Origin of the sequence: Apilactobacillus kunkeei DSM 12361 = ATCC 700308, from assembly GCF_001281265.1 — a bacterium.
In the GTDB taxonomy this organism is placed as follows: domain Bacteria; phylum Bacillota; class Bacilli; order Lactobacillales; family Lactobacillaceae; genus Apilactobacillus; species Apilactobacillus kunkeei.
This window is the reverse complement of sequence record NZ_JXDB01000009.1, coordinates 80,820-102,135: the sequence shown is the minus strand read 5'-3', so window position 1 is coordinate 102,135 and position 21,316 is coordinate 80,820. Positions and strand designations below refer to the sequence as shown.

Annotated in this window: 15 protein-coding genes, 8 tRNA genes and 1 riboswitch; of the genes, 20 read left to right on the top strand and 3 right to left on the bottom strand. The window is 39.0% G+C overall.

All coding sequences use genetic code 11. The annotated features are described in order from the left end of the window. The first annotated feature begins 141 nt into the window (after nt 1-141). The 3 genes from RZ79_RS05245 (at nt 142) to RZ79_RS05235 (ending at nt 2,116) form a co-directional block, all read left to right on the top strand. Complete coding sequence (locus RZ79_RS05245; protein WP_034531476.1) at nt 142-798, top strand: metal-dependent transcriptional regulator; 657 nt, start codon at nt 142-144, stop codon at nt 796-798. 85 nt (nt 799-883) lie between these two features. Further along, entirely contained in the window at nt 884-1,648 is a 765-nt protein-coding gene (locus tag RZ79_RS05240) for a threonine/serine exporter family protein (protein WP_167540462.1), read from the top strand. Nucleotides 1,649-1,654: 6 nt separating this feature from the next. Continuing rightward, entirely contained in the window at nt 1,655-2,116 is a 462-nt protein-coding gene (locus tag RZ79_RS05235; protein ID WP_225428487.1) for a threonine/serine exporter family protein, read from the top strand. 24 nt (nt 2,117-2,140) lie between these two features. Here RZ79_RS05235 and RZ79_RS05230 read toward each other — a convergent pair whose 3' ends face one another. Together RZ79_RS05230 and RZ79_RS05225 are read right to left on the bottom strand one after the other, a co-directional pair. Further along, the gene (locus RZ79_RS05230; protein WP_054450361.1) at nt 2,141-2,509 is read right to left on the bottom strand and encodes a DUF1634 domain-containing protein; all 369 of its coding nucleotides are present in this window, start codon (nt 2,507-2,509) and stop codon (nt 2,141-2,143) included. A gap of 11 nt (nt 2,510-2,520) precedes the next feature. After that, nucleotides 2,521-3,354, bottom strand: coding sequence for a sulfite exporter TauE/SafE family protein (locus RZ79_RS05225; RefSeq protein ID WP_053795701.1), 834 nt, complete (start codon nt 3,352-3,354; stop codon nt 2,521-2,523). Nucleotides 3,355-3,509: 155 nt separating this feature from the next. Between RZ79_RS05225 and RZ79_RS05220 the strand changes: the two genes are divergently transcribed. Continuing rightward, nucleotides 3,510-4,178 carry a phosphatase PAP2 family protein gene (locus RZ79_RS05220; protein WP_054450359.1) on the top strand — a complete coding sequence of 223 codons (669 nt, stop codon included), beginning with the start codon at nt 3,510-3,512 and terminating at the stop codon, nt 4,176-4,178. A gap of 32 nt (nt 4,179-4,210) precedes the next feature. Here RZ79_RS05220 and RZ79_RS05215 read toward each other — a convergent pair whose 3' ends face one another. After that, nucleotides 4,211-5,020 (bottom strand): lp_1002 family arylesterase, encoded by an 810-nt coding sequence (locus RZ79_RS05215; RefSeq protein ID WP_054450354.1) that lies wholly within the window; start codon nt 5,018-5,020, stop codon nt 4,211-4,213. 55 nt (nt 5,021-5,075) lie between these two features. On the opposite strand from RZ79_RS05215, the gene RZ79_RS05210 reads away from it, so the two are divergent. The 16 genes from RZ79_RS05210 (at nt 5,076) to rpoC (ending at nt 21,290) form a co-directional block, all read left to right on the top strand. Then, nucleotides 5,076-5,573: a GNAT family N-acetyltransferase gene (locus tag RZ79_RS05210; protein WP_054450352.1), complete on the top strand. Its 498-nt coding sequence runs from the start codon at nt 5,076-5,078 to the stop codon at nt 5,571-5,573. 39 nt (nt 5,574-5,612) lie between these two features. After that, a riboswitch (Lysine riboswitch) is annotated at nt 5,613-5,792 on the top strand. Between the two features lie 105 nt (nt 5,793-5,897). After that, nucleotides 5,898-7,355 carry an amino acid permease gene (locus RZ79_RS05205; RefSeq protein WP_054450346.1) on the top strand — a complete coding sequence of 486 codons (1,458 nt, stop codon included), beginning with the start codon at nt 5,898-5,900 and terminating at the stop codon, nt 7,353-7,355. Nucleotides 7,356-7,472: 117 nt separating this feature from the next. Then, entirely contained in the window at nt 7,473-8,114 is a 642-nt protein-coding gene (locus RZ79_RS05200) for a deoxynucleoside kinase (protein ID WP_054450344.1), read from the top strand. 277 nt (nt 8,115-8,391) lie between these two features. Next, nucleotides 8,392-9,675 carry a serine--tRNA ligase gene (gene serS, locus RZ79_RS05195; protein WP_054450342.1) on the top strand — a complete coding sequence of 428 codons (1,284 nt, stop codon included), beginning with the start codon at nt 8,392-8,394 and terminating at the stop codon, nt 9,673-9,675. A gap of 231 nt (nt 9,676-9,906) precedes the next feature. Beyond that, nucleotides 9,907-9,979, top strand: a tRNA-Val gene (locus RZ79_RS05190). 3 nt (nt 9,980-9,982) lie between these two features. Beyond that, nucleotides 9,983-10,055: transfer RNA gene (locus RZ79_RS05185), tRNA-Lys, on the top strand. Between the two features lie 35 nt (nt 10,056-10,090). Beyond that, nucleotides 10,091-10,174: transfer RNA gene (locus RZ79_RS05180), tRNA-Leu, on the top strand. Between the two features lie 21 nt (nt 10,175-10,195). Then, nucleotides 10,196-10,269, top strand: a tRNA-Thr gene (locus RZ79_RS05175). 4 nt (nt 10,270-10,273) lie between these two features. Continuing rightward, a tRNA-Gly gene (locus RZ79_RS05170) sits at nt 10,274-10,345 on the top strand. A 13-nt stretch (nt 10,346-10,358) separates the two neighbouring features. Beyond that, a tRNA-Leu gene (locus tag RZ79_RS05165) sits at nt 10,359-10,444 on the top strand. 24 nt (nt 10,445-10,468) lie between these two features. Beyond that, a tRNA-Arg gene (locus tag RZ79_RS05160) sits at nt 10,469-10,542 on the top strand. 12 nt (nt 10,543-10,554) lie between these two features. After that, a tRNA-Pro gene (locus RZ79_RS05155) sits at nt 10,555-10,628 on the top strand. Nucleotides 10,629-10,753: 125 nt separating this feature from the next. Beyond that, entirely contained in the window at nt 10,754-11,221 is a 468-nt protein-coding gene (locus RZ79_RS05150) for a CtsR family transcriptional regulator (RefSeq protein ID WP_054450341.1), read from the top strand. Between the two features lie 15 nt (nt 11,222-11,236). Then, complete coding sequence (locus tag RZ79_RS05145) at nt 11,237-13,735, top strand: ATP-dependent Clp protease ATP-binding subunit (RefSeq protein ID WP_054450339.1); 2,499 nt, start codon at nt 11,237-11,239, stop codon at nt 13,733-13,735. A gap of 266 nt (nt 13,736-14,001) precedes the next feature. Continuing rightward, the gene (gene rpoB, locus RZ79_RS05140; protein ID WP_054450337.1) at nt 14,002-17,610 is read left to right on the top strand and encodes a DNA-directed RNA polymerase subunit beta; all 3,609 of its coding nucleotides are present in this window, start codon (nt 14,002-14,004) and stop codon (nt 17,608-17,610) included. A 17-nt stretch (nt 17,611-17,627) separates the two neighbouring features. Then, nucleotides 17,628-21,290 carry a DNA-directed RNA polymerase subunit beta' gene (gene rpoC / locus RZ79_RS05135; protein ID WP_054450335.1) on the top strand — a complete coding sequence of 1,221 codons (3,663 nt, stop codon included), beginning with the start codon at nt 17,628-17,630 and terminating at the stop codon, nt 21,288-21,290. Nucleotides 21,291-21,316: the final 26 nt, after the last annotated feature.

Genomic DNA, 21,316 nt, shown 5'->3' with positions numbered 1-21,316 from the left:
CGTATCGTAGATATTAATATTTAATATCTCGCCCTAATTATATAATTTTCCCCGAAAAATAGAAATAAAAATGGTAAAATAATATATAAAGTTGTAAGATACTCTTTAGTAGATTTGAATTTAGGAGACATGGATATAAAAATGACCCCAAAAAAAGAGGACTATTTAAAAATTATTTTTGAGCTAGGTGGAACCAAAGAAAAGGTATCCAACAAGAGGATTGCCATTAGTTTGGACATTGCACCAGGATCAGTTACTGAAATGGTTAACAAGCTATTAGATGAAGGATTAGTTGAACACGAACCATACTCTGGAGTGTCCTTAACTGACGACGGAATCAAGTTAGCTGAAGTCCTAGTTAGAAAACACCGTATTTGGGAAAGTTTTTTAGTAAACGAACTAGGATATCCACTTCCAGATGTTGATAAAGAAGCTGAAGTGTTGGAACATTCTACCAGTGGTAGATTGCTAGAAGCAATGTACAAAAAATTGGGGAACCCATCTCACTGTCCACATGGAGGAGTTATTCCAAACATGTCAGGACACTATAAAGAAGATAGCCATCGCCTATTAAACGATGCCGATGACGGCGAAACAGTAGTAGTTGATCGTTTCATCGATAATCATGACCTACTAACTTACTTAGGCGACATTCAATTAGATATTGGCGACAAGCTTAAGGTAATTAAGCATTCACCGTTCGAAGGACCTGTAACAGTCCAAAATCTAACTGATAATCAAGAAAGTGATATTAGCTACAAGGCTTCTCACTACGTATTTATAAGAAATGCTGATTAATTAAAAGACTGAATTGAAAAATTCAGTCTTTTTTATTATCATCATAATCAATGTTATAATTAGAAAAACATTAGATGACACGGAGGTGAGATGGTTGAACGAAAGACAAAGAAGTAAGTTAGTCGTTGAGACCTGTCTACTTGCTGGAAAGATTATGATTGAAAATGGATCTGAAATGGTCAGAGTTACCGATACCATTGATCGAATTTCAAGAAATGCCGGGGCCACCGAGGCCAGGGCGTACGTTACTTTGACCGGGATTATCATGTCGGCAACTCCTGACATGGGTTCACAGGTCACAGCAATTGATAAAAGAACGTTTGATTTGGAGAAGGTATCAACGGTTAATGATTACTCTCGTCAGTTCGCTGATAAGAAAATCTCACTTGGTGAATTCTATCGCCGCTTAAAGAAAATGGACAAGGATGTTAGACCATTCCCATTCTGGCTTCAAATGATTGGTGCATTTATGGTTAGTTCCACTCTGGAAGTGGTATTTAGAAGTAATTACACCGATTTCTGGGCGGCCGGATTCGTTGGGATGATGGGTTGGTGCATCTATTGTTTGACCGATCACTACACGGACATTCGTTTCTTAAATGAATTTATTGCGGCTATTTGTATCGGCTTTATGTCGATTCTGATTATTCGAGCCGGTATTGCCAAGAGTGCCGATGATTTAATCATCGGGGGCTTGATGCCACTAGTTCCGGGAGTACCAATTACCAATGCGGTAAGAGATACGTTATCCGGTAACTTGGTATCGGGTCCATCAAGAGGAATTGAAGCGATTATGAGCGCCTGTGCACTAGGCTTTGGTGTGGCAATGGCAATTAAGATTTTGGGGTGATTTATATTGGTAACCGTAATTATTTATAGTGTGTGCGTTTATTTCGCCACCATCGGATTTGGTTTATTAATTAATCTACCCAGAAAAGCATTGAACATGGCCGGAATCGTTAGTTTGATTGGCTGGTTAGTCTTTCATATCGTTAACATTCACATGGGCGGATACTTAGCCGCAGATATTTTAGGAACCTTCACTGTTGGGATATTGAGTATCTTTGCATCGCGCTACAAGAAGATGCCGGTCATTATCTTCAATATTCCTGCGTTGGTGCCATTAGTTCCTGGGGGTCAAGCTTACCAAGTTATGAAGTGCCTAGCAATTGGTAACTATGCGCTGGCCAAGTCCAACTTGATCCAAGTCATCTTCATTGCTGGTGGAATCGCATCTGGTTTTTTGTTTGCGGAATTTTTAAATCAACTATACTTAAGATTGAAAAAATATTTCATAACAAAAAAAGCAACGAGATAATCTCGTTGCTTTTTATTTTGCGTTTTATCCGAAGAAAAAACTGATGATTAAAATGATTAGAACGAATGTGGTAATCCAGACGTATAGCATATCCTTTTCCTTGTAGAAGGAATAGATTGATACGATTACTCGTAATACGGGAGTAAGGATTAGACAGAAGATTCCAAGCATCATAATCGCGTATGGTTTTAATGTCGCAATGCCACTAAAGATGGCTTTAAAAGTTGTAGGAAAGGCGTCGTGAGCATATCCAGACTTACCAGTGATTAGGAGTAGTAATAATCCAATAATCATGATTGTAGCTGAGATGACAACACCGACACGTAAAATCTTTCCGATTACTAATTCGATACGATTCATTTCTTCTTTAGTTGCTGGTTGTTGTGTATTCATGATCTAACCTCCTAGAATCCTTTGTATAACATGCTACATGCGATGTAGAACATGATAGGGACGAAGATAATACGAATCCATCTAGCAGGAAGCACTTGCATGATACGAGAACCGATTGTCGCGCCGACTAGAATTCCTAGTGCTAATGGCACGGCAACTTGTGGCAAGATTGAACCGTTGAAGAAGTAAACAGTTGCAGAAGCTGCTGCAGTAACTCCCATCATTAGGTTACTAGTTGCACTTGATGGTTTTAAAGGCATCTTCATGAAGGTATCCATAGCGATTACCTTGAAGGCACCTGAACCAATTCCTAGTAGACCGGAAGCAAGGCCAGCACCAAACATTACGGATAGACCGCCGGGGATGTTTTCCACCTTGTAGTCGATTTGTTTCTTTTCAGCCTTATCGTAGTAACTTGAGTTAAGACGAAGTTTTTCAGCTAATTTATCATCTTTGGTGCTTAGATTGGACTTGTTTTTGTTCAATAATTTCTTGACCATGTTAAATGCGGAGAATAGTAGTAATAGTCCAAATAGTATGTAAAGGTATTTAGGCTCTAGAATTCCTGTAAGTAAGGCCCCAGATAGTGCACCAATAGTAGTGGCAATTTCTAAAAACATTGCAACACGTAGGTTTAATACTTCATCTTTTAGATAAGCGATAGTAGAACCAGAACTAGTGGCGATGACCACAACGATACTGGCCCCGATGGCATATTTAATATCTAAATGGAAGAAGAGTGTTAGGACAGGGGTGACGATAATTCCACCACCCAATCCTAGGACAGCGCCACCGATACCCGCTAAGACACCGATGACAATCATTAGAATGACTGTTTCAATCATTTGTAGCTCCTCCTAAAATTATAAATTACTTAATATTATAACAATTATTAGTTTCATTGCACTTATTCAAAGTTCCAAAATTAGAAAATACCCTTAAGAATAGCGTTAGCTGTGGTATAATGACATTAAAAAGTGATTAGGAGGATCGATGCATTATGATCATCGATAAGGATTACACCCGCGGTATTAGGCTTTTCGTTGGGTTAGTTTTATCATTATTTATTACTGCATCGGTAATGATTGACTCAGGCTACCTAAGATTTCTTGACTCAATTTTTATCGGTCAAATCCAAAAAACTACTGGCGGATTCAAGGACACAATCATGCACATGGTTACCACTTTAGCTAGTCCCAAGATGGATATCATCTGGATTTTCGTTTTGGCATTCTTTATGTGGGGATTCAAGTTTAAGCTTCAAGCTTTATGGGGAATCTTTACTTTAGCTGGTGCTGACGTAATTGGATTCATCGTTAAAAACATTGTTAGACGTGATCGTCCAGTGTTCCACAGCGCATCTGATACTGGATTTAGTTTCCCAAGTGGACACGTATTAGGTATCTTTATCGTCATTGCGGTTGTATGGATTGTTATTCTTCCACATATCCAAAGTAACTTAATCAGAAGATTACTATATGTACTAACATTCCTATTTGTCCTATTGGTAATGGTATCTAGAATTTATCTAAATGCCCACTTCCCAACAGACACTGTTGGTGCCGTAGTAATCGGCTACACTTGGGTACAAGTATCTGAAATGTTATATGTAAGATATGCGCCAAGATTAAAACAACACTGGCGTCCAGTTTTACATTCATATCTATAATAAAAAAGAACTGATGAATGTCATCAGTTCTTTTATTTTGCCCAAATCTCGTCTAACCAGGTAATAGCAAGGTCAAACCACTTGGCGACACGGGCGTTATTGGAGTCTTCATTCCAGGATGTAATGTTATTAGCGAGTCCCATTCCGTGAGGACCATGGTGGAAGATGTGGAGTTCGTTATCTACATTGTATTCATTTAACTTGATGGAATACTTAAGCGCGTTTTCCACAGGAACGAATGGATCGTCGGCGGTGTGCCAGATAAATGTTGGCATGTTTTTAGATGAAACGTGTTCGTCAGCTTTTACTTGTTGGTCATCTGATACCCAATTTAGGATACTTTCCTTATCCTTGGGGAAACCACAAGTTAAGTTAGTCACAGGGTAGCTTAAGATAACCGCGTTTGGTTTTAAAATATCTGCGTTATCCACACCGGCTAGTTTTTGCATCCAATCGGTGTGGTAAAAGTCATTATAGAGACTACAAATATGACCTCCAATGGAGAAGCCGGCAATTACGATGCGGTTTTCATCGACATTGAATTCATTGGCATGTTCTCGAATGTATTTAATGCTGTTGGCCAATTCCTCTAGTGGATTTGGCATTAGTGGCATTGCTTCTTGTTCGAATGTGTATCTTAGATAGAAACTTTGGTAACCGTTGGCACTAAAATTAAGTGCGAAACTTTCCGCTTGGTGGAGTGAAATGTGGGTGTAAGATCCACCGGGAACGACGATTACGGCAGGATATTTGTATTGATTAGTTTGCACATCTGCAGATTTAAGATATCCTTGAAGAAAAGCGTTTGAGTTTTGACGAATCGATTCTCTTATGATTCTCATGTAAGCACCTCTCAAATATGTTTTACATACATTTTAACGCAAGGAGATAATGATTGTGGATGAAAAGAACAATTCACCAAAAAAAGAAGTGGCAGTCACTGAGTTACGCACAGATGACTTTTCCGACTATTATGAAATGATGCGAGACGAAAAACTAGCAAAAAAGACCGGTTTTGAGCCAGTTAACGATGAAAGAAAGGCCCACATGTTATTTGAATCTGAAAATGATACCAATAAAACATATGCAATTCGACTTATCAACGGTGGAAAACTAATTGGAATTATCAATATTTTTCCGGAAATTGGGGATAACTTTGAACCAGATTACGAAAATATCGAATTAGGTTACTTTATTAACACAAGTTATCAACAGCGTGGATACATGACATATGCATTGGGCGAAGTTTTAAATCATCTAAAGGCACCTGTAAAGGTAGTTGAAGCAACGGTTGAAGCTCGCAATTTACCTTCACAAAAGGTTTTGCACAGTTTAGGTTTTTCACAGGTGGATGAATACGATGACAATCTCGTTTTTGAAATGAAAGTAAAATAGTATTGTAATCAAGTCCACATTAATATATAATATTATAGAAATCTAAGAAGAGGCGCAGCTGACAAGAGTAATCATCATGAGTCGATAAAGCGACTATGATTGAAGGTGAAAGGGGATGCCTGCCGAAACGACCGTTTCCTTTATGAGACGAGTTCGTTGGGTTCTAGCTTAAGAGGCTAGAGACTGTCGTGGTTCATTCCACGGAGTGCTTTGTGATCAATAATTAAAAGAAATTATTATGGTCTCTTCTTGTGTTTACAGGAAGGGACTTTTTTAGTTATTATCGGCACCTCTTAGAAATACTTATAGAGGGTGAAATACATCATGAGTGAAAACTCAAATAATCATGTAAAGAGAGGCTTAAAGACTAGACACGTTTCTATGATTGCCTTAGGTGGTTCAATCGGTACCGGTCTATTCGTTGCCTCTGGTTCAGTTATTAGTCAAGCTGGACCTGGTGGAGCATTAGTTGCTTATTTATTAATGGGACTGATGGTTTACTTTTTAATGACCAGTTTAGGTGAAATGGCAACCAACACACCTGTCTCTGGTTCATTCGCGGCTTACGCAGGTAAGTACGTCGACCCAGCTCTTGGATTTGCGATGGGTTGGAACTACTGGTTCAACTGGGCCATTACCGTTGCCGTTGATATCTCAACTGCAGCATTAGTAATGAAGTTCTGGTTACCACACATGCCAGGTTGGATTTTCAGTGCGATTACCTTAGCACTAATCCTTTGTGTGAACGCATTATCAGTTAAGTCATTCGGTGAAACAGAATTCTGGATGTCATTGATTAAGGTTATTACAATCTTTATCTTCTTAGCTGTTGGTGTTTTGACTATTTTTGGTATTATGGGTGGCCACTACATTGGTCTATCTAACTTCACATATAAACAAGCCCCATTTGTTGGTGGTATTCCAATGATTTTAGCGGTATTCGTTGTCGCTGGTTTCTCATTCCAAGGAACTGAATTGGTTGGTATTACTGCTGGTGAATCAGATAACCCAAGAGAAGCCGTTCCACGTGCCATCAAGGATGTTTTCTGGAGAATTATCTTATTCTACATCCTAGCAATCTTCATAATTGGTGCAATTATCCCTTATACTAGTCCTGATCTATTGGGATCAAGTGCCACCGATGTTGCAATTAGTCCATTTACAATCGTATTTAAGCGTGCCGGTTTAGCTGCCGCTGCTTCTGTTATGAACGCTGTTATCTTAACTTCAGTTATTTCATCAGCTAACTCAGGAATGTATGCTTCAACTAGAATGCTTTACTCAATGGCTCACCAAGGATTCGCTCCTAAGGCTATGGGTAAGACTAATCGTCGCGGTATTCCTGTTGGTGCTTTAGCTGTAACTACTGTGATTGCCTTACTTACTTTCATTACAAGTATTGAAGGTCCACAAATTTACCTATGGTTAGTTGCTGCTTCTGGTCTTACTGGTTTTATCGCCTGGGTCGGAATTGCACTATCACATTACCGTTTCAGAAGAGCCTTCATCAAGCAAGGTCATTCACTAGACGAATTGAAGTATCATGCTACTTGGTTCCCAATTGGACCAATCATTACTTTAATTCTATGTATCCTGGTTATCTGTGGTCAAAACGTAACCTCATTTGCTAACTGGGATTGGGAACAAATCGGAATTACTTACATCTCAGTACCACTTGTATTAATCCTATACATTGGTTACAAGATTAAGTACAAGACTCATCTAATTCCGCTAGACAAGGTTGATGTATCTCCTTCTGATTTAAGAGATGAAGAAAAATAATATAATGAAGATGCTGTTTTAACGGCATCTTTTTTGTTTGCCATCAATTTCTTCATATTCAAAACGACTTGAATGTATTAAAATAGTATATTAGAAAACGAAATTAAGGAGATTATTATGATAGTACTTGCTGGAACCATTGGAGCCGGAAAAACCTCTTTAACTAAGATCCTATCTGCTCATCTTGATTCAACAGGATATTACGAATCAGTGGACGATAACGAAATTCTTCCTTTGTTTTATAAGGATCCTAAGAAGTATGCATTTTTATTGCAAATCTACTTCTTAAATACTCGTCTAAACAATATTGAAAAGGCCCACAACGAAAAGTTAAGCGTTATGGACCGTTCTATCTACGAAGATTCATTACTATTTAGATTGAATGCTGATATGAAACGTGCTACTTCAACTGAAGCTGATATCTACGATTCATTGTTGGAAAATATGATGGAAGAAATTCCTGGTTCATTGAACCAAAAAAATCCTGACTTATTAATCCACATCAACATTTCATTCGATACCATGTTAAAACGAATTAAAAAACGTGGTAGAAGTTATGAACAAGTTGATAAAGATCCAGAACTATACAACTATTACCAAGACTTAAATAGTCGTTATAACGACTGGTATGACAACTACGACTTATCTTCTAAGATGCAAATTGACGGTGACAAGTTTGACTTTATCGAAAACGATGAAGACTTAGCAGCAGTTCTAAAACAAATTGACGAAAAAATTGCTGAATTGAACTTAAAATAGTTGCCAATCACATTTTTTTATAATATTATTGAGTCAACAAATAAACGCAAGGTATGTTTTTAAGTAGACAGTAAAGAGATGCAATGGTCGGTGTGAATTGCAAGTCGAAATTCCGGCATACGCAAAAGCGGGTAGGTAATGCTACACGGCAGGTGACCGTTATCTCCAAACGAGTGTTTAGCACATGCTAAGAACTTGGGTGGTACCGCGAAAAGAAGACCTTCGTCCCAATGGATGGAGGTCTTCTTTTTTATTTGCAAAATTGGAGGTATTTACTATGTTAGATATGAAAATGATTCGTCAAAACGCTGACTGGGTAAAAGAAAAGTTAGCTACTAGAAATATCAAAGCTGAAACAATCGATGAACTATTAGGTTACGATGGAAAGCGTCGTGAACTAATCGTAAAAAGTGAAGGATTAAAAGCTAAGAAAAACGATGTATCAAAGAAAATTGCGGAAGCAAAGCGTAATAAGGAAGACGCTTCTGACGCAATCGCTGAAATGCAACAAGTAGGTAAGGAAGTTAAGGAATTAGATGAACAACTTGAAAAGGTTGAACAAGATCAACAAGACCTAGCTGCACACTTACCAAATATTCCAGCTGATGATGTTCCAGTTAGTTTGACTGAAGAAGGCGCCGTTGAACTAAGAAAATACGGTGAACCTCGTAAGTTTGACTTCGAACCAAAACACCACTGGGACCTAGGTGAAAAATTAGGTATCTTAGACTTTGAAGCAAGTGCTAAGGTTGCCGGTAGCCGTTTTGTTTACTACATGGGTGCAGGTGCACAACTAGAACGTGCCATCTACAACTTCTACTTAGACCAAAATGCTAAGGCCGGTTACAAAGAAGTATTACCACCATACATGGTAAATTCAGCATCAATGTTTGGTACTGGTCAATTTCCTAAGTTTAAGGAAACAAAGGCTGGTTTCGAAATCGCTGACAGTGATTTAACAATGATTCCTACTGCCGAAGTACCATTGGTTAACTACTACAGAGATGAAGTAATGGATGCAGACAAACTACCAGTTAAGTTCACAGCATTATCACCAGCATTTAGATCAGAAGCTGGTAGTGCCGGAAGAGATACTAGAGGTCTAATCCGTTTACACCAATTCAATAAGGTAGAAATGGTTCAATTCACTAAACCTGAACAATCATGGGATGCACTAGAAAGCATCACTGCCCATGCCGAAGACCTATTGAAGATGTTAGGTATTCCTTACCACGTAATTACACTAACTACTAGTGACATGAGTTTCACTGCTGCAATGACCCATGACATTGAAGTATGGATGCCAGCTCAAGGTCGTTACCGTGAAATCTCAAGTTGTTCAAACACAACTGATTTTCAAGCGCGTCGTGCACATATCCAATACAGGGATGAAAATGGTAAGCTACAATACGTTCACACGCTAAATGGTTCTGGTTTAGCTGTTGGTAGAACTGTAGCTGCTATCTTAGAAAACTTCCAAAATGAAGATGGATCAATTAACATTCCAGAAGTACTACAACCATACATGGGTGGTAAGACTAAGATCGAAAAAGAAGACTAATTGAATAGTTATAACTAAAGCGATAATCGAAAGATTGTCGCTTTTTTATTTTTTTGAAAAAAGGGGTAGACAGACAGAATAAATTTAGATATAATATTTTTTGTTGAGTTAAAGAGAACGGCTCAGAAGTAAGTCATATCAACATTAAGTAAAATTTCTTGTTGACATTGATTGCTAGAAATGATATTATTAAATAGTTGTCTTGTTAAGAGATAACTCGAAAGACCTCATGGAGGATTAGCTCAGTTGGGAGAGCATCTGCCTTACAAGCAGGAGGTCACAGGTTCGAGCCCTGTATCCTCCATATGAGCCGTTAGCTCAGCCGGTAGAGCATCTGACTTTTAATCAGAGGGTCGGCAGTTCGAACCTGCCACGGCTCATTGGCTCTATGCCATATACATTTTAATATAATCATGCGGGCGTGGCGGAACTGGCAGACGCGCTAGATTTAGGTTCTAGTTTCCTTATGGAAGTGGGGGTTCGAATCCCTTCGCCCGCATTTGCAATTTGCATAATTGCTGCCGACTTAGCTCAGTTGGCTAGAGCGCTTCACTAGTAATGAAGAGGTCGGGTGTTCGAATCATCTAGTCGGCATTATGCGGAAGTAGTTCAGTGGTAGAACATCACCTTGCCATGGTGGGGGTCGCGGGTTCGAATCCCGTCTTCCGCTTTTGCATAGTTCTGCCGGGGTGGCGGAATTGGCAGACGCACAGGACTTAAAATCCTGCGGTTAGTGATAACCGTACCGGTTCGATCCCGGTCCTCGGCATTTCAAATAATTTAATACTATTATGCACCCATAGCGCAACTGGATAGAGTGTCTGACTACGAATCAGAAGGTTGTAGGTTCGACTCCTACTGGGTGCATTTTTTTATTTTCGGGAAGTAGCTCAGCTTGGTAGAGCACCTGGTTTGGGACCAGGGGGTCGCAGGTTCGAATCCTGTCTTCCCGATAATATAACCAAAAGAGAAAGCATTAATTTGTTTTCTCTTTTTTGTTTTTCGTTAAAAATCTTTGCATTTTCAATATAAGTCCGTATAATTATAGTCAGAATTAGTCAAAGAAAGAGGTGGTATTATGCAGGGTAAGAATATTTCAGATATTATTGAGAAGTATTTAAAGGAAATGATTGCTGAAGACGAGAGAGTCGAAATAAGTAGATCTGATATTGCTAGCCATTTCGATGTGGTTCCATCACAAATTAATTACGTTATTAAGACTAGGTTTACCATTCAAAATGGATACGTAGTCGAAAGTAAGCGTGGTGGCGGTGGATACATTCGCATTGAAAAGGTGAAGCTGCTTGATAATATAGATATTTTAGATACGCTGATTAATGCCATTGGCGATGGTTTAACGCAACGTGAAGGTAAGGCAATTATCAACACTTTGGTGTTAAATGATCTAATTACTGACAATGAAGCCGATTTAGTGTTAGCATCTATTAACAAGCAGACACTATCCATTGGCAACAAACTACTTGAAAATGAGATTAGAGCGAATATAATGGTCGCAATATTGGATCATTTAAGATACAAAAGCTAGAAAGCGAGGCACGATATGGATAACATTTTTACTCCAAGCGCAAAGAACGTATTGATTTTGGCACAAGAACAAGCCAAAGTGTTTGGCCACCAAGGAATTGGGACGGAACACTTATTACTAGCTTTATCAATGGAAGATAACGGCATCGCAAAGTCAGCTTTAAAGCAATGCGATGTGCACGAAGATGATATTAAAGGCGAAATGGAAATATTGGTTGGATACGGTAACCTTACCGATTCAGACAAGGACACATACCTACCATACTCTCCTAAGGCTGAAGCAATTTTGACCTTATCTGGCCAAATTGCGAAGAAATACGGTGCAATTAAGATAGGAACAGAACACTTATTACTTGCTATCCTAGATACTCCAGACACTTTAGCTGCTAGAATTCTAGTGGCATTAAACGTGGTCGAAGTAAACGATGTAAAGAAGGTACTATTACGTAAGATGGGATTCCCAGGTGATTCAAGTTCAAACTCAAAGAATATTCCACTACCAGGAAGCAGAGCAGCTCGTAACAACGGAACTACACCTACATTAGACTCACTTGCGACTGACCTAACTAAGTCAGCTAAGGATGGTCTAATCGATCCTACCATTGGTAGAGACGATGTTATCAAACGTGTAATTCAAATTCTTAGTCGTCGTACTAAGAATAACCCAGTGTTAATCGGGGAAGCAGGGGTAGGTAAGACTGCCGTTGTTGAAGGTTTAGCATTAAAGGTTGCTCACAGACAAGTTCCAGAAGACATGCAAAACAAGCGTATCATGATGCTTGAAATGGGAACTCTAGTCGCTGGTACTAAGTACCGTGGTGAGTTTGAAAAGCGTCTAATGAAGATTATCAGTGAAATCAAGTCAGTGGGTAACGTAATCCTATTCATTGATGAACTACACACTCTAATGGGTGCCGGTGGTGCTGAAGGAGCTATAGATGCTTCTAACATCCTAAAACCAGCACTTGCTAGAGGAGACCTTCAAACAATCGGTGCTACTACTTTGGATGAATACCAAAAGTACATCGAAAAAGATGGCGCATTAGCTAGAAGATTCGCAACTGTTTCAGTTGATGAACCTACTAGAGATGAAGCTGTCGAAATCCTAAAGGGAATTCGTCCTAAGTACGAAAGCCACCATCAAGTAAAGATTACTGATGACGCTATCGAAAAGGCCGTTGATTTATCAAGCAGATACATTAGCAACCGTTTTCTACCTGATAAGGCAATCGACTTGATGGATGAAGCTGCCGCAATGGTTAGAATTAACAACTTAGACGAAAACAATCCATTAGAAGAACTAGAAAACAAGATTAACGAATACAGTGCTCAAATGGAAAGTGCCATCGAAGAACAACGCTTCGAAGATGCCGTTTCACTTCGTCAAAAGGAACAAGAACTACAAGAAGAACTAAAGACTAAGCGTCAAGAAACCGCTGATATCAGAAAGCAACGTCAAGAAGACCACAACTTTGATATCGAAGAAACTGGTGAAGATGTCGCTAAGGTTGTCTCAGAATGGACTGGTGTGCCAGTAACTAAGATGACTAAGGCTGACAGCAAGCGTTTGGTTAACCTAGAATCAATCCTACACAAGAAGATTATTGGTCAAAACGAAGCCGTTTCTGCCGTATCACGTGCAATCAGACGTGCTAGAAGTGGTATCAAGGATCCAAACAGACCAATCGGTTCATTCATTTTCTTAGGACCTACCGGTGTTGGTAAGACTGAATTAGCTAAGGACTTAGCTGAAGAAATGTTTGGTTCAAAGGACGACATTATCAGAATTGATATGTCAGAATACATGCAAAAAGAATCCGCTTCTCGAATGGTTGGTTCAGCTCCAGGATACGTTGGATACGATGAAGGTGGCCAATTGACCGAAAAGGTAAGACAACATCCATACTCAGTTGTTCTATTCGATGAAGTAGAAAAGGCTCATCCAGATGTCTTCAACTTGCTACTACAAGTATTAGATGATGGATACCTAACAGATTCTAAGGGTAGACATGTCGACTTTAGAAACACTGTCTTGATTATGACTTCTAACTTAGGTGCTAGAACACTACGTGATAAGAAGACCGTTGGTTTTGGTGCTGAACTAGATCATGACGATGAAAACTACAAGCTAATGAGAAAGACAGTCGAAGAACAAATGAAGAGATTCTTCAGACCAGAATTTTTAAACCGTATCGATGAAACAATCATCTTCCACGAACTAAACGAAAAACAAGTTCAAGAAATTGTTAAATTAATGTCTAACGATTTGTTGAAACGAGTTCACGACTTAGGCATCAACGTGAAGATGACCCCAGCAGCAATCGAATTGATTGCTAAGAATGGTTTCAATCCTGAATACGGTGCTCGTCCAATTCGTCGCGCATTGCAAAATGATGTCGAAGATAAAGTTTCTGAAGAAATTCTTTCTGGTGAAATTAAACCAGGGGATGACGTTTCAATCGGAGCATCTAAAGGCAAGATTACAATCACTAAAAAAGAAGCCGTTAAGGCATAATAAAAAAGAGGGAATTATCCCTCTTTTTTTATTGTCTAAATCTTGACTTTATATACCTTCGAGAGTATCATACAAATATATAACTACGAAGTGAAATGTGTGTCGGCGATCTATTGTCCGTCAGACACGCCTATATTAACCAAAAATAAGCTTCAATTTGAATTGCTTATTTTGGTTTTTTTTTGCTCATTTTTAGATAAAAAGGGTAAAAAAATGCATTTGTAACACAATTGTAATATTTCACTTGCGTAGAAATTTTTGGAGGGGTGAAGAACTTGGCAGGACATTTAGTTAAATATGGTAAACACCGTATTCGTAGAAGTTACTCTCAAATCAAGGAAGTTCTTGATTTACCTAATTTAATTGAAATTCAAACCGATTCATACAAGTGGTTCTTAGATGAAGGTTTGCGTGAAATGTTTAACAGCATTATGCCAATTGATGATTTCCAAGGAAAACTATCCTTAGAATTCGTTGATTACCAATTATTAGAACCTAAGTACACTGTTAATGAAGCAAGAGATCATGAGGCTAACTACTCAGCTCCACTTCATATCACATTGAAATTGACCAATCATGAAACTGGTGAAATTAAGACCCAAGATGTATTCTTTGGCGATTTCCCATTGATGACTGATCAAGGTACTTTCATTATTAACGGGGCAGAACGTGTAATTGTTTCACAATTAGTTCGTTCTCCTGGTGTATTCTTCCACAAAGAAGAAGACAAGAATGGACGTATCAGCTATGGTACTACTGTAATTCCTAACCGTGGTGCCTGGATGGAATTCGAAACTGACGCAAAGAACTTATCATACGTTCGTATTGATAGAACTAGAAAGCTACCAATTACTGAACTAGTTCGTGCATTAGGTTTCGGTTCAGATGACGAAATTACTCAAATTTTGGGTAGCAATGATAGTCTTTCATTGACTCTTGAAAAAGATGTCCACAAAGACACAGAAGATTCACGTGTTGAAGAAGCATTAAAGGACATTTACGAACGTCTACGTCCGGGTGAACCTAAGACTGCTGATTCATCTCGTAGCCTATTGACTACTCGTTTCTTCGATCCAAAACGTTACGACATGGCTCCTGTTGGTAGATACAAGACTAACAACAAGTTAAGCCTAAAGACTCGTTTACTAGGATTAACCCTTGCTGAAACTTTAGCTGATCCAGATACTGGAGAAATTATTGCTAAGAAGGGTACTGTAATTGATAAGAATGTCATGAAGGAATTAGCTCCATACTTGGACCGCGAAGACTTTAAGGCATACACTTTCAACCCTTCAGAACAATCAGTTGTTCCAGAACCAATGACTGTACAAATCATCAAAGTACAATCAGAAAAAGACCCAGATCATGTTGTTAACATGATTGGAAACGACAACATCTCATTGGATTACCATCACATCACTCCAGCAGATATTATTTCTGCTATCAACTACTTCTTCAACTTGCAAGAAGGAATTGGTGAACCTGATGATATTGACCATTTAGGTAACCGTCGTATCCGTTCTGTTGGTGAATTACTACAAAACCAATTCAGAATTGGTCTAGCAAGAATGGAACGTGTAGTAAGAGAACGTATGTCAATTCAAGACACTACTACTGTTACTCCACAACAATTAATCAACATTCGTCCTGTAGTAGCTTCAATTAAGGAATTCTTTGGTTCATCACAATTGTCACAATTCATGGACCAAACTAACCCATTGGGTGAATTAACTCATAAACGTCGTCTATCTGCATTAGGACCTGGTGGTTTGACCAGAGACCGTGCCGGATACGAAGTTCGTGATGTTCACTACACTCACTATGGTCGTATTTGTCCTATTGAAACTCCTGAAGGTCCTAACATTGGTTTGATTAACTCACTTTCAAGTTATTCTAAGGTTAACAAGTACGGTTTCGTTGAAACACCTTACCGTCGTGTATCATGGGATACTCACAAAGTAACTGATAAGATTGATTACTTATCAGCTGACGAAGAAGATAACTTCGTAGTTGCTCAAGCTAACTCTCCATTAAATGAAGACGGATCATTCAAGAACGATGTTGTTATGGCTAGATACAAGTCAAATAATATTGAAACTAAGATTGAAAACGTTGACTACATGGACGTTTCTCCTAAGCAAGTAGTTTCAGTTGCCACTGCATGTATTCCTTTCTTGGAAAATGATGACTCCAACCGTGCCTTGATGGGTGCCAACATGCAACGTCAAGCTGTTCCTTTGGTTAACCCACATGCACCACTAGTTGGTACTGGTATCGAATACAAGGCGGCTCATGACTCTGGTGTTGCTTTAATCTGTAAACATCCAGGTACTGTTGAATACGTTGATGCTGATGAAGTACGTGTTAGAAGAGAAGACGGTTCATTAGATACTTACAAACTAATGAAGTTCCAACGTTCCAATGGTGGTAAGAACTACAACCAACGTCCAATCGTTCGTGTAAACGACAAGGTTGACGCTGATGAAATTCTAGCTGACGGTCCTTCAATGGAAAACGGAGAACTTGCTTTAGGTCAAAACCCAGTTGTTGCGTTCATGACTTGGCAAGGTTACAACTTCGAAGATGCCATCGGTATTTCAGAAAGATTAGTTAGAGAAGATGTATACACTTCAATTCATATTGAAGAATACGAATCAGAAACTAGAGATACCAAACTTGGACCTGAAGAAATGACTAGAGAAATTCCTAACGTTGGGGAAGACGCTTTAAGAAACCTTGACGAAGAAGGAACTATCAGAATTGGTGCTGAAGTACATGATGGTGACATTTTAGTTGGTAAGGTTACTCCTAAGGGTGTAACAGAATTATCAGCTGAAGAACGTTTACTACATGCTATCTTCGGTGAAAAGTCTAGAGAAGTCCGTGATACTTCACTACGTGTACCTCACGGTGGTGGCGGTATCGTTCAAGACGTTAAGGTCTTCACTAGAGAAAATGGTGATGAATTAGCACCAGGTGTAAACAAGATGGTTCGAGTTTACATTGCTCAAAAACGTAAGATCCAAGTAGGGGACAAGATGTCTGGTCGTCACGGTAACAAGGGTACTGTTTCCATTGTTATTCCTGAAGAAGATATGCCTTACTTACCAGATGGTACTCCAATTGATATTCTATTGAGTCCCATGGGTGTGCCTTCACGTATGAACATTGGACAAGTTCTTGAATTACACTTAGGTATGGCTGCTAGAAAACTAGGTATCCACGTAAGTACACCGGTATTCGACGGTGCTCGTGATTCAGATATCTGGGATGCTGTTAAGGAAGCCGGTATGGCTTCAGATGGTAAGTCAATTGTATACGATGGTAGAACCGGTGAACCATTTGATAAACGTGTTGCAGTTGGTGTAATGCACTACTTGAAACTTGCTCACATGGTTGACGATAAGATCCATGCTCGTTCAATTGGACCTTACTCACTAGTTACTCAACAACCACTTGGTGGTAAAGCACAATTTGGTGGACAACGTTTTGGTGAAATGGAAGTTTGGGCCCTAGAAGCTTATGGTGCCGCATACACACTACAAGAAATCTTGACTTACAAGTCAGATGACGTTGTTGGTCGTGTTAAGACATACGAAGCTATTGTTAAGGGTGAACCAATTCCTAAGCCAGGTGTTCCTGAATCATTCCGTGTTCTTGTAAAAGAACTTCAAGCTCTAGGATTAGACATGAAGGTTCTTAACGAAGACAACAAAGAAATCGAACTTCGTGATTTAGACAGTGAAGAAGACGACGGTGTTGTTAACGTTGATGCTTTAAGCAAACTAGCTGAAAAGCAAAAGAAAGAACAAGAAGATAAAGATGAAGAAAAGTCTGAACAAGACGACAAAGCAAACACCAACTTTAAGGAATAAAGAAAGGGGACTATCCATTGGTCGATGTAAACAAATTTTCAAGCATGCAAATTGGATTAGCTTCTTCTGATAAAATTCGTAGTTGGTCATTTGGTGAAGTTAAAAAGCCAGAAACTATCAACTACAGAACTTTAAAACCAGAAAAAGATGGTCTATTCGACGAAAGAATTTTCGGTCCTACAAAGGATTGGGAATGTGCTTGTGGTAAATATAAACGTATTAGATACAAGGGTATCGTCTGTGATCGTTGTGGAGTAGAAGTTACACGTGCTAAAGTACGTCGTGAACGTATGGGTCACATTGAATTAGCTGCTCCAGTAACTCACATTTGGTACTTTAAAGGAATTCCAAGTCGTATGGGTCTTGTATTAGACATGAGCCCACGTGCCTTGGAAGAAATTATCTACTTTGCTTCATACGTTGTTACAGATCCTGGTGATACTCCACTAGAAAACAAGCAACTAATCTCAGAACAAGATTACCGTGAAAAGAAACTTGAATATGGTAACCGTTTCGAAGCTAAGATTGGTGCTGAAGCAATTAGAACTTTATTGAACAATGTTGATATCAATAAAGAAGTTGCTGAATTAAAAGATGAACTAAAGAAGGCTACTGGTCAAAAGCGTGTTAGAGCGGTTAGACGTCTAGATATTCTAGAAGCCTTCCTACAATCAGGTAATGACTTGTCATGGATGGTAATGGAAGCAATTCCAGTTATTCCACCTGACTTAAGACCAATGGTACAACTAGAAGGTGGCCGTTTCGCCACTTCTGACTTAAATGACTTGTACCGTCGTGTTATTAACAGAAATAACCGTCTAAAGAGATTATTAGATTTACATGCTCCTGGTATCATTGTTCAAAATGAAAAACGTATGCTACAAGAAGCTGTTGATGCTTTAATCGATAACGGTCGTCGTGGTCGTCCTGTTGCCGGTCCTGGTAACCGTCCACTTAAGTCACTATCACACATGCTTAAAGGTAAGCAAGGTCGTTTCAGACAAAACTTACTTGGTAAGCGTGTTGATTACTCTGGTCGTTCTGTTATTGATGTTGGACCATTCTTGAAGTTCAACCAAATGGGACTTCCAGTTCCAATGGCCATGGAATTATTCAAGCCTTTCATTATGAAAGAACTTGTAAAACGTGGTAGTGCTTCAAACATTAAGTCTGCTAAACGTCAAATCGAACGTAAAGATGAAGAAGTATTCGATGTATTGGATGACGTAATTAAGGAACATCCAGTATTACTTAACCGTGCGCCTACATTGCATAGATTAGGTATTCAAGCATTCGAACCAGTATTGGTTTCAGGTAAATCAATGCGTCTTCACCCATTAGCTTGTGAAGCTTATAACGCCGATTTTGATGGTGATCAAATGGCCATCCACGTTCCTTTATCAGACGAAGCTCAAGCTGAATCAAGACTATTGATGCTAGCTGCTACTCATATTCTTGCTCCTCGTGATGGAAACCCAATCGTTGCTCCTTCTCAAGATATGGTTATTGGTAACTACTACCTAACTATGGAAGAAGAAGGCCGCGAAGGTGAAGGTATGATCTTCAACACACCTGAAGAAGCAAGACTTTCATACCAAAGTGGTTTAACTCACTGGCATACTCGTGTTGGTATTGCTGCTTCATCAATGAGTGAAAAACCATTCACTGATGAACAAAAGGACAAGATTTTGGTAACAACTATTGGTAAGATTATCTTTAACGGTATTCTTCCAAAGACATTCCAATACTTGAACGAACCAACTGATACTAACCTACATGGTCACTTATCTGACAGTTTCTTCCTAGAACCTGGTGAAGATATCCATGAACACTTGAAGAATGCTCCTCTAAACGGTGCCTTCAAGAAAGGTTTCTTATCAGACATCATTGCTGAAGTTTACAAGCAATACAAGGTAACTGAAACTTCACAACTACTAGATAGAATGAAGGACTTAGGTTACAACGAATCAACTAAGTCAGGTTTAACTGTTGGTATCACTGATGTTACTGACCTTAAGTCAAAACCTCAAATTATTGCTGATTCACACAAAAAAGTTGAAAACGTTACAAAACAATTCCGTCGTGGTTTAATTACTGACCAAGAACGTTACGAAAGAGTTATCGGTATCTGGAGTGATGCTAAGGATGAAATTCAAAACGACTTGTTGAAGAACTTCGATCCTCAAAACCCTATCTTTATGATGAGTGACTCCGGTGCCCGTGGTAACATCTCTAACTTTACTCAATTAGCTGGTATGCGTGGTTTGATGGCTGCACCTAATGGTGAAATCATGGAATTACCTATCACTGCTAACTTCTGTGAAGGTCTATCAGTTCTTGAAATGTTCATTTCAACCCACGGTGCCCGTAAGGGTATGACTGATACTGCCTTGAAGACTGCCAACTCAGGTTACTTAACTCGTCGTCTAGTTGATGTGGCTCAAGATGTTATTATCAGAGAAGAAGATTGTAACACTGATCGTGGAGTTATCGTAGCTGCATTGAAGCAAGGTAACGAAATGATTGAACCTCTATACGACAGAATCATTGGTAGATATGCTATGAAGACAGTTAAGAACCCAGAAACTGGTGAAGTAATTGTTAAGCATAACCAAATGATTAACGAACCTGAAGCTGAAGCAATTGAAGCTGCTGGAATTGAAGAAGTTGAAATTCGTTCAGCATTCACTTGTAATACAGTTCACGGGGTTTGTGAAAAATGTTACGGTCGTAATTTAGCTACTGGTTCACCTGTAGAAGTTGGTGAAGCAGTTGGTACTGTTGCTGCTCAATCAATTGGTGAACCTGGTACTCAATTAACTATGCGTAACTTCCATACCGGTGGGGTTGCTGGTAACGCCGATATCACACAAGGTCTTCCTCGTGTTCAAGAAATCTTCGAAGCTAGAAACCCTAAAGGTAAAGCAGAAATTACTGAAGTTACAGGTACTGTATCTCTAATTGAAGAAAACCCTGCTGAAAGAGTGAAGGAAGTTACTGTTAAGGGTGACGCCGACACTAGAACTTACAAGGTTCCAATTAATGCTCGTATGAACGTGGCTGAAGGTGACTTCATCCGTCGTGGACAAGCTATTAACGAAGGTTCAATTGATCCTAAGGAACTAATCAAAGTTCGTGATTCACTATCAACTGAAGTATACTTGCTAAGTGAAGTTCAAAAGACTTACCGTATGCAAGGGATAGAAGTTAGTGATAAGCATGCTGAAATCATGGTTCGTCAAATGCTACGTAAGGTAAGAATCATGGACTCAGGTGACACTGAAGTTCTACCAGGTACTTTAATGGATATTAATGACTTTAAGGAAGCTAATGCTGACGCAGTTATTTCTGGTAAGATTCCAGCAACTGCACGTCCAGTTATCTTAGGTATTACCAAGGCTGCCCTAGAAACTAACAGTTTCTTATCAGCTGCATCATTCCAAGAAACTACTCGTGTTCTAACAGATGCTGCTATCCGTGGAAAGAACGATCCATTAGTTGGTCTTAAGGAAAATGTTATTATTGGTAAGCTAATTCCAGCTGGTACTGGAATGAAGACTTACGGTGAAATCAACGCTAAAGTTGAAGAACAAGAATCACCAAAAGTTGATTCAAACGACGTTTACTCAATTAGCCAAATTGAAAAACGTATGAATGAAGAAGACGTAAATAACCAATAATTTACAAATTAAAAATAGCAATCGCT

Excerpts from the sequence above, each read along its gene's own strand:
- RZ79_RS05245 (WP_034531476.1), top strand. The coding sequence starts at position 142 with ATGACCCCAAAAAAAGAGGACTATTTAAAAATTATTTTTGAGCTAGGT.
- RZ79_RS05230 (WP_054450361.1), bottom strand. The coding sequence starts at position 2,509 with ATGAATACACAACAACCAGCAACTAAAGAAGAAATGAATCGTATCGAA.
- RZ79_RS05225 (WP_053795701.1), bottom strand. The coding sequence starts at position 3,354 with ATGATTGAAACAGTCATTCTAATGATTGTCATCGGTGTCTTAGCGGGT.
- RZ79_RS05220 (WP_054450359.1), top strand. The coding sequence starts at position 3,510 with ATGATCATCGATAAGGATTACACCCGCGGTATTAGGCTTTTCGTTGGG.
- RZ79_RS05215 (WP_054450354.1), bottom strand. The coding sequence starts at position 5,020 with ATGAGAATCATAAGAGAATCGATTCGTCAAAACTCAAACGCTTTTCTT.
- RZ79_RS05205 (WP_054450346.1), top strand. The coding sequence starts at position 5,898 with ATGAGTGAAAACTCAAATAATCATGTAAAGAGAGGCTTAAAGACTAGA.
- RZ79_RS05200 (WP_054450344.1), top strand. The coding sequence starts at position 7,473 with ATGATAGTACTTGCTGGAACCATTGGAGCCGGAAAAACCTCTTTAACT.
- serS (WP_054450342.1), top strand. The coding sequence starts at position 8,392 with ATGTTAGATATGAAAATGATTCGTCAAAACGCTGACTGGGTAAAAGAA.
- RZ79_RS05150 (WP_054450341.1), top strand. The coding sequence starts at position 10,754 with ATGCAGGGTAAGAATATTTCAGATATTATTGAGAAGTATTTAAAGGAA.
- RZ79_RS05145 (WP_054450339.1), top strand. The coding sequence starts at position 11,237 with ATGGATAACATTTTTACTCCAAGCGCAAAGAACGTATTGATTTTGGCA.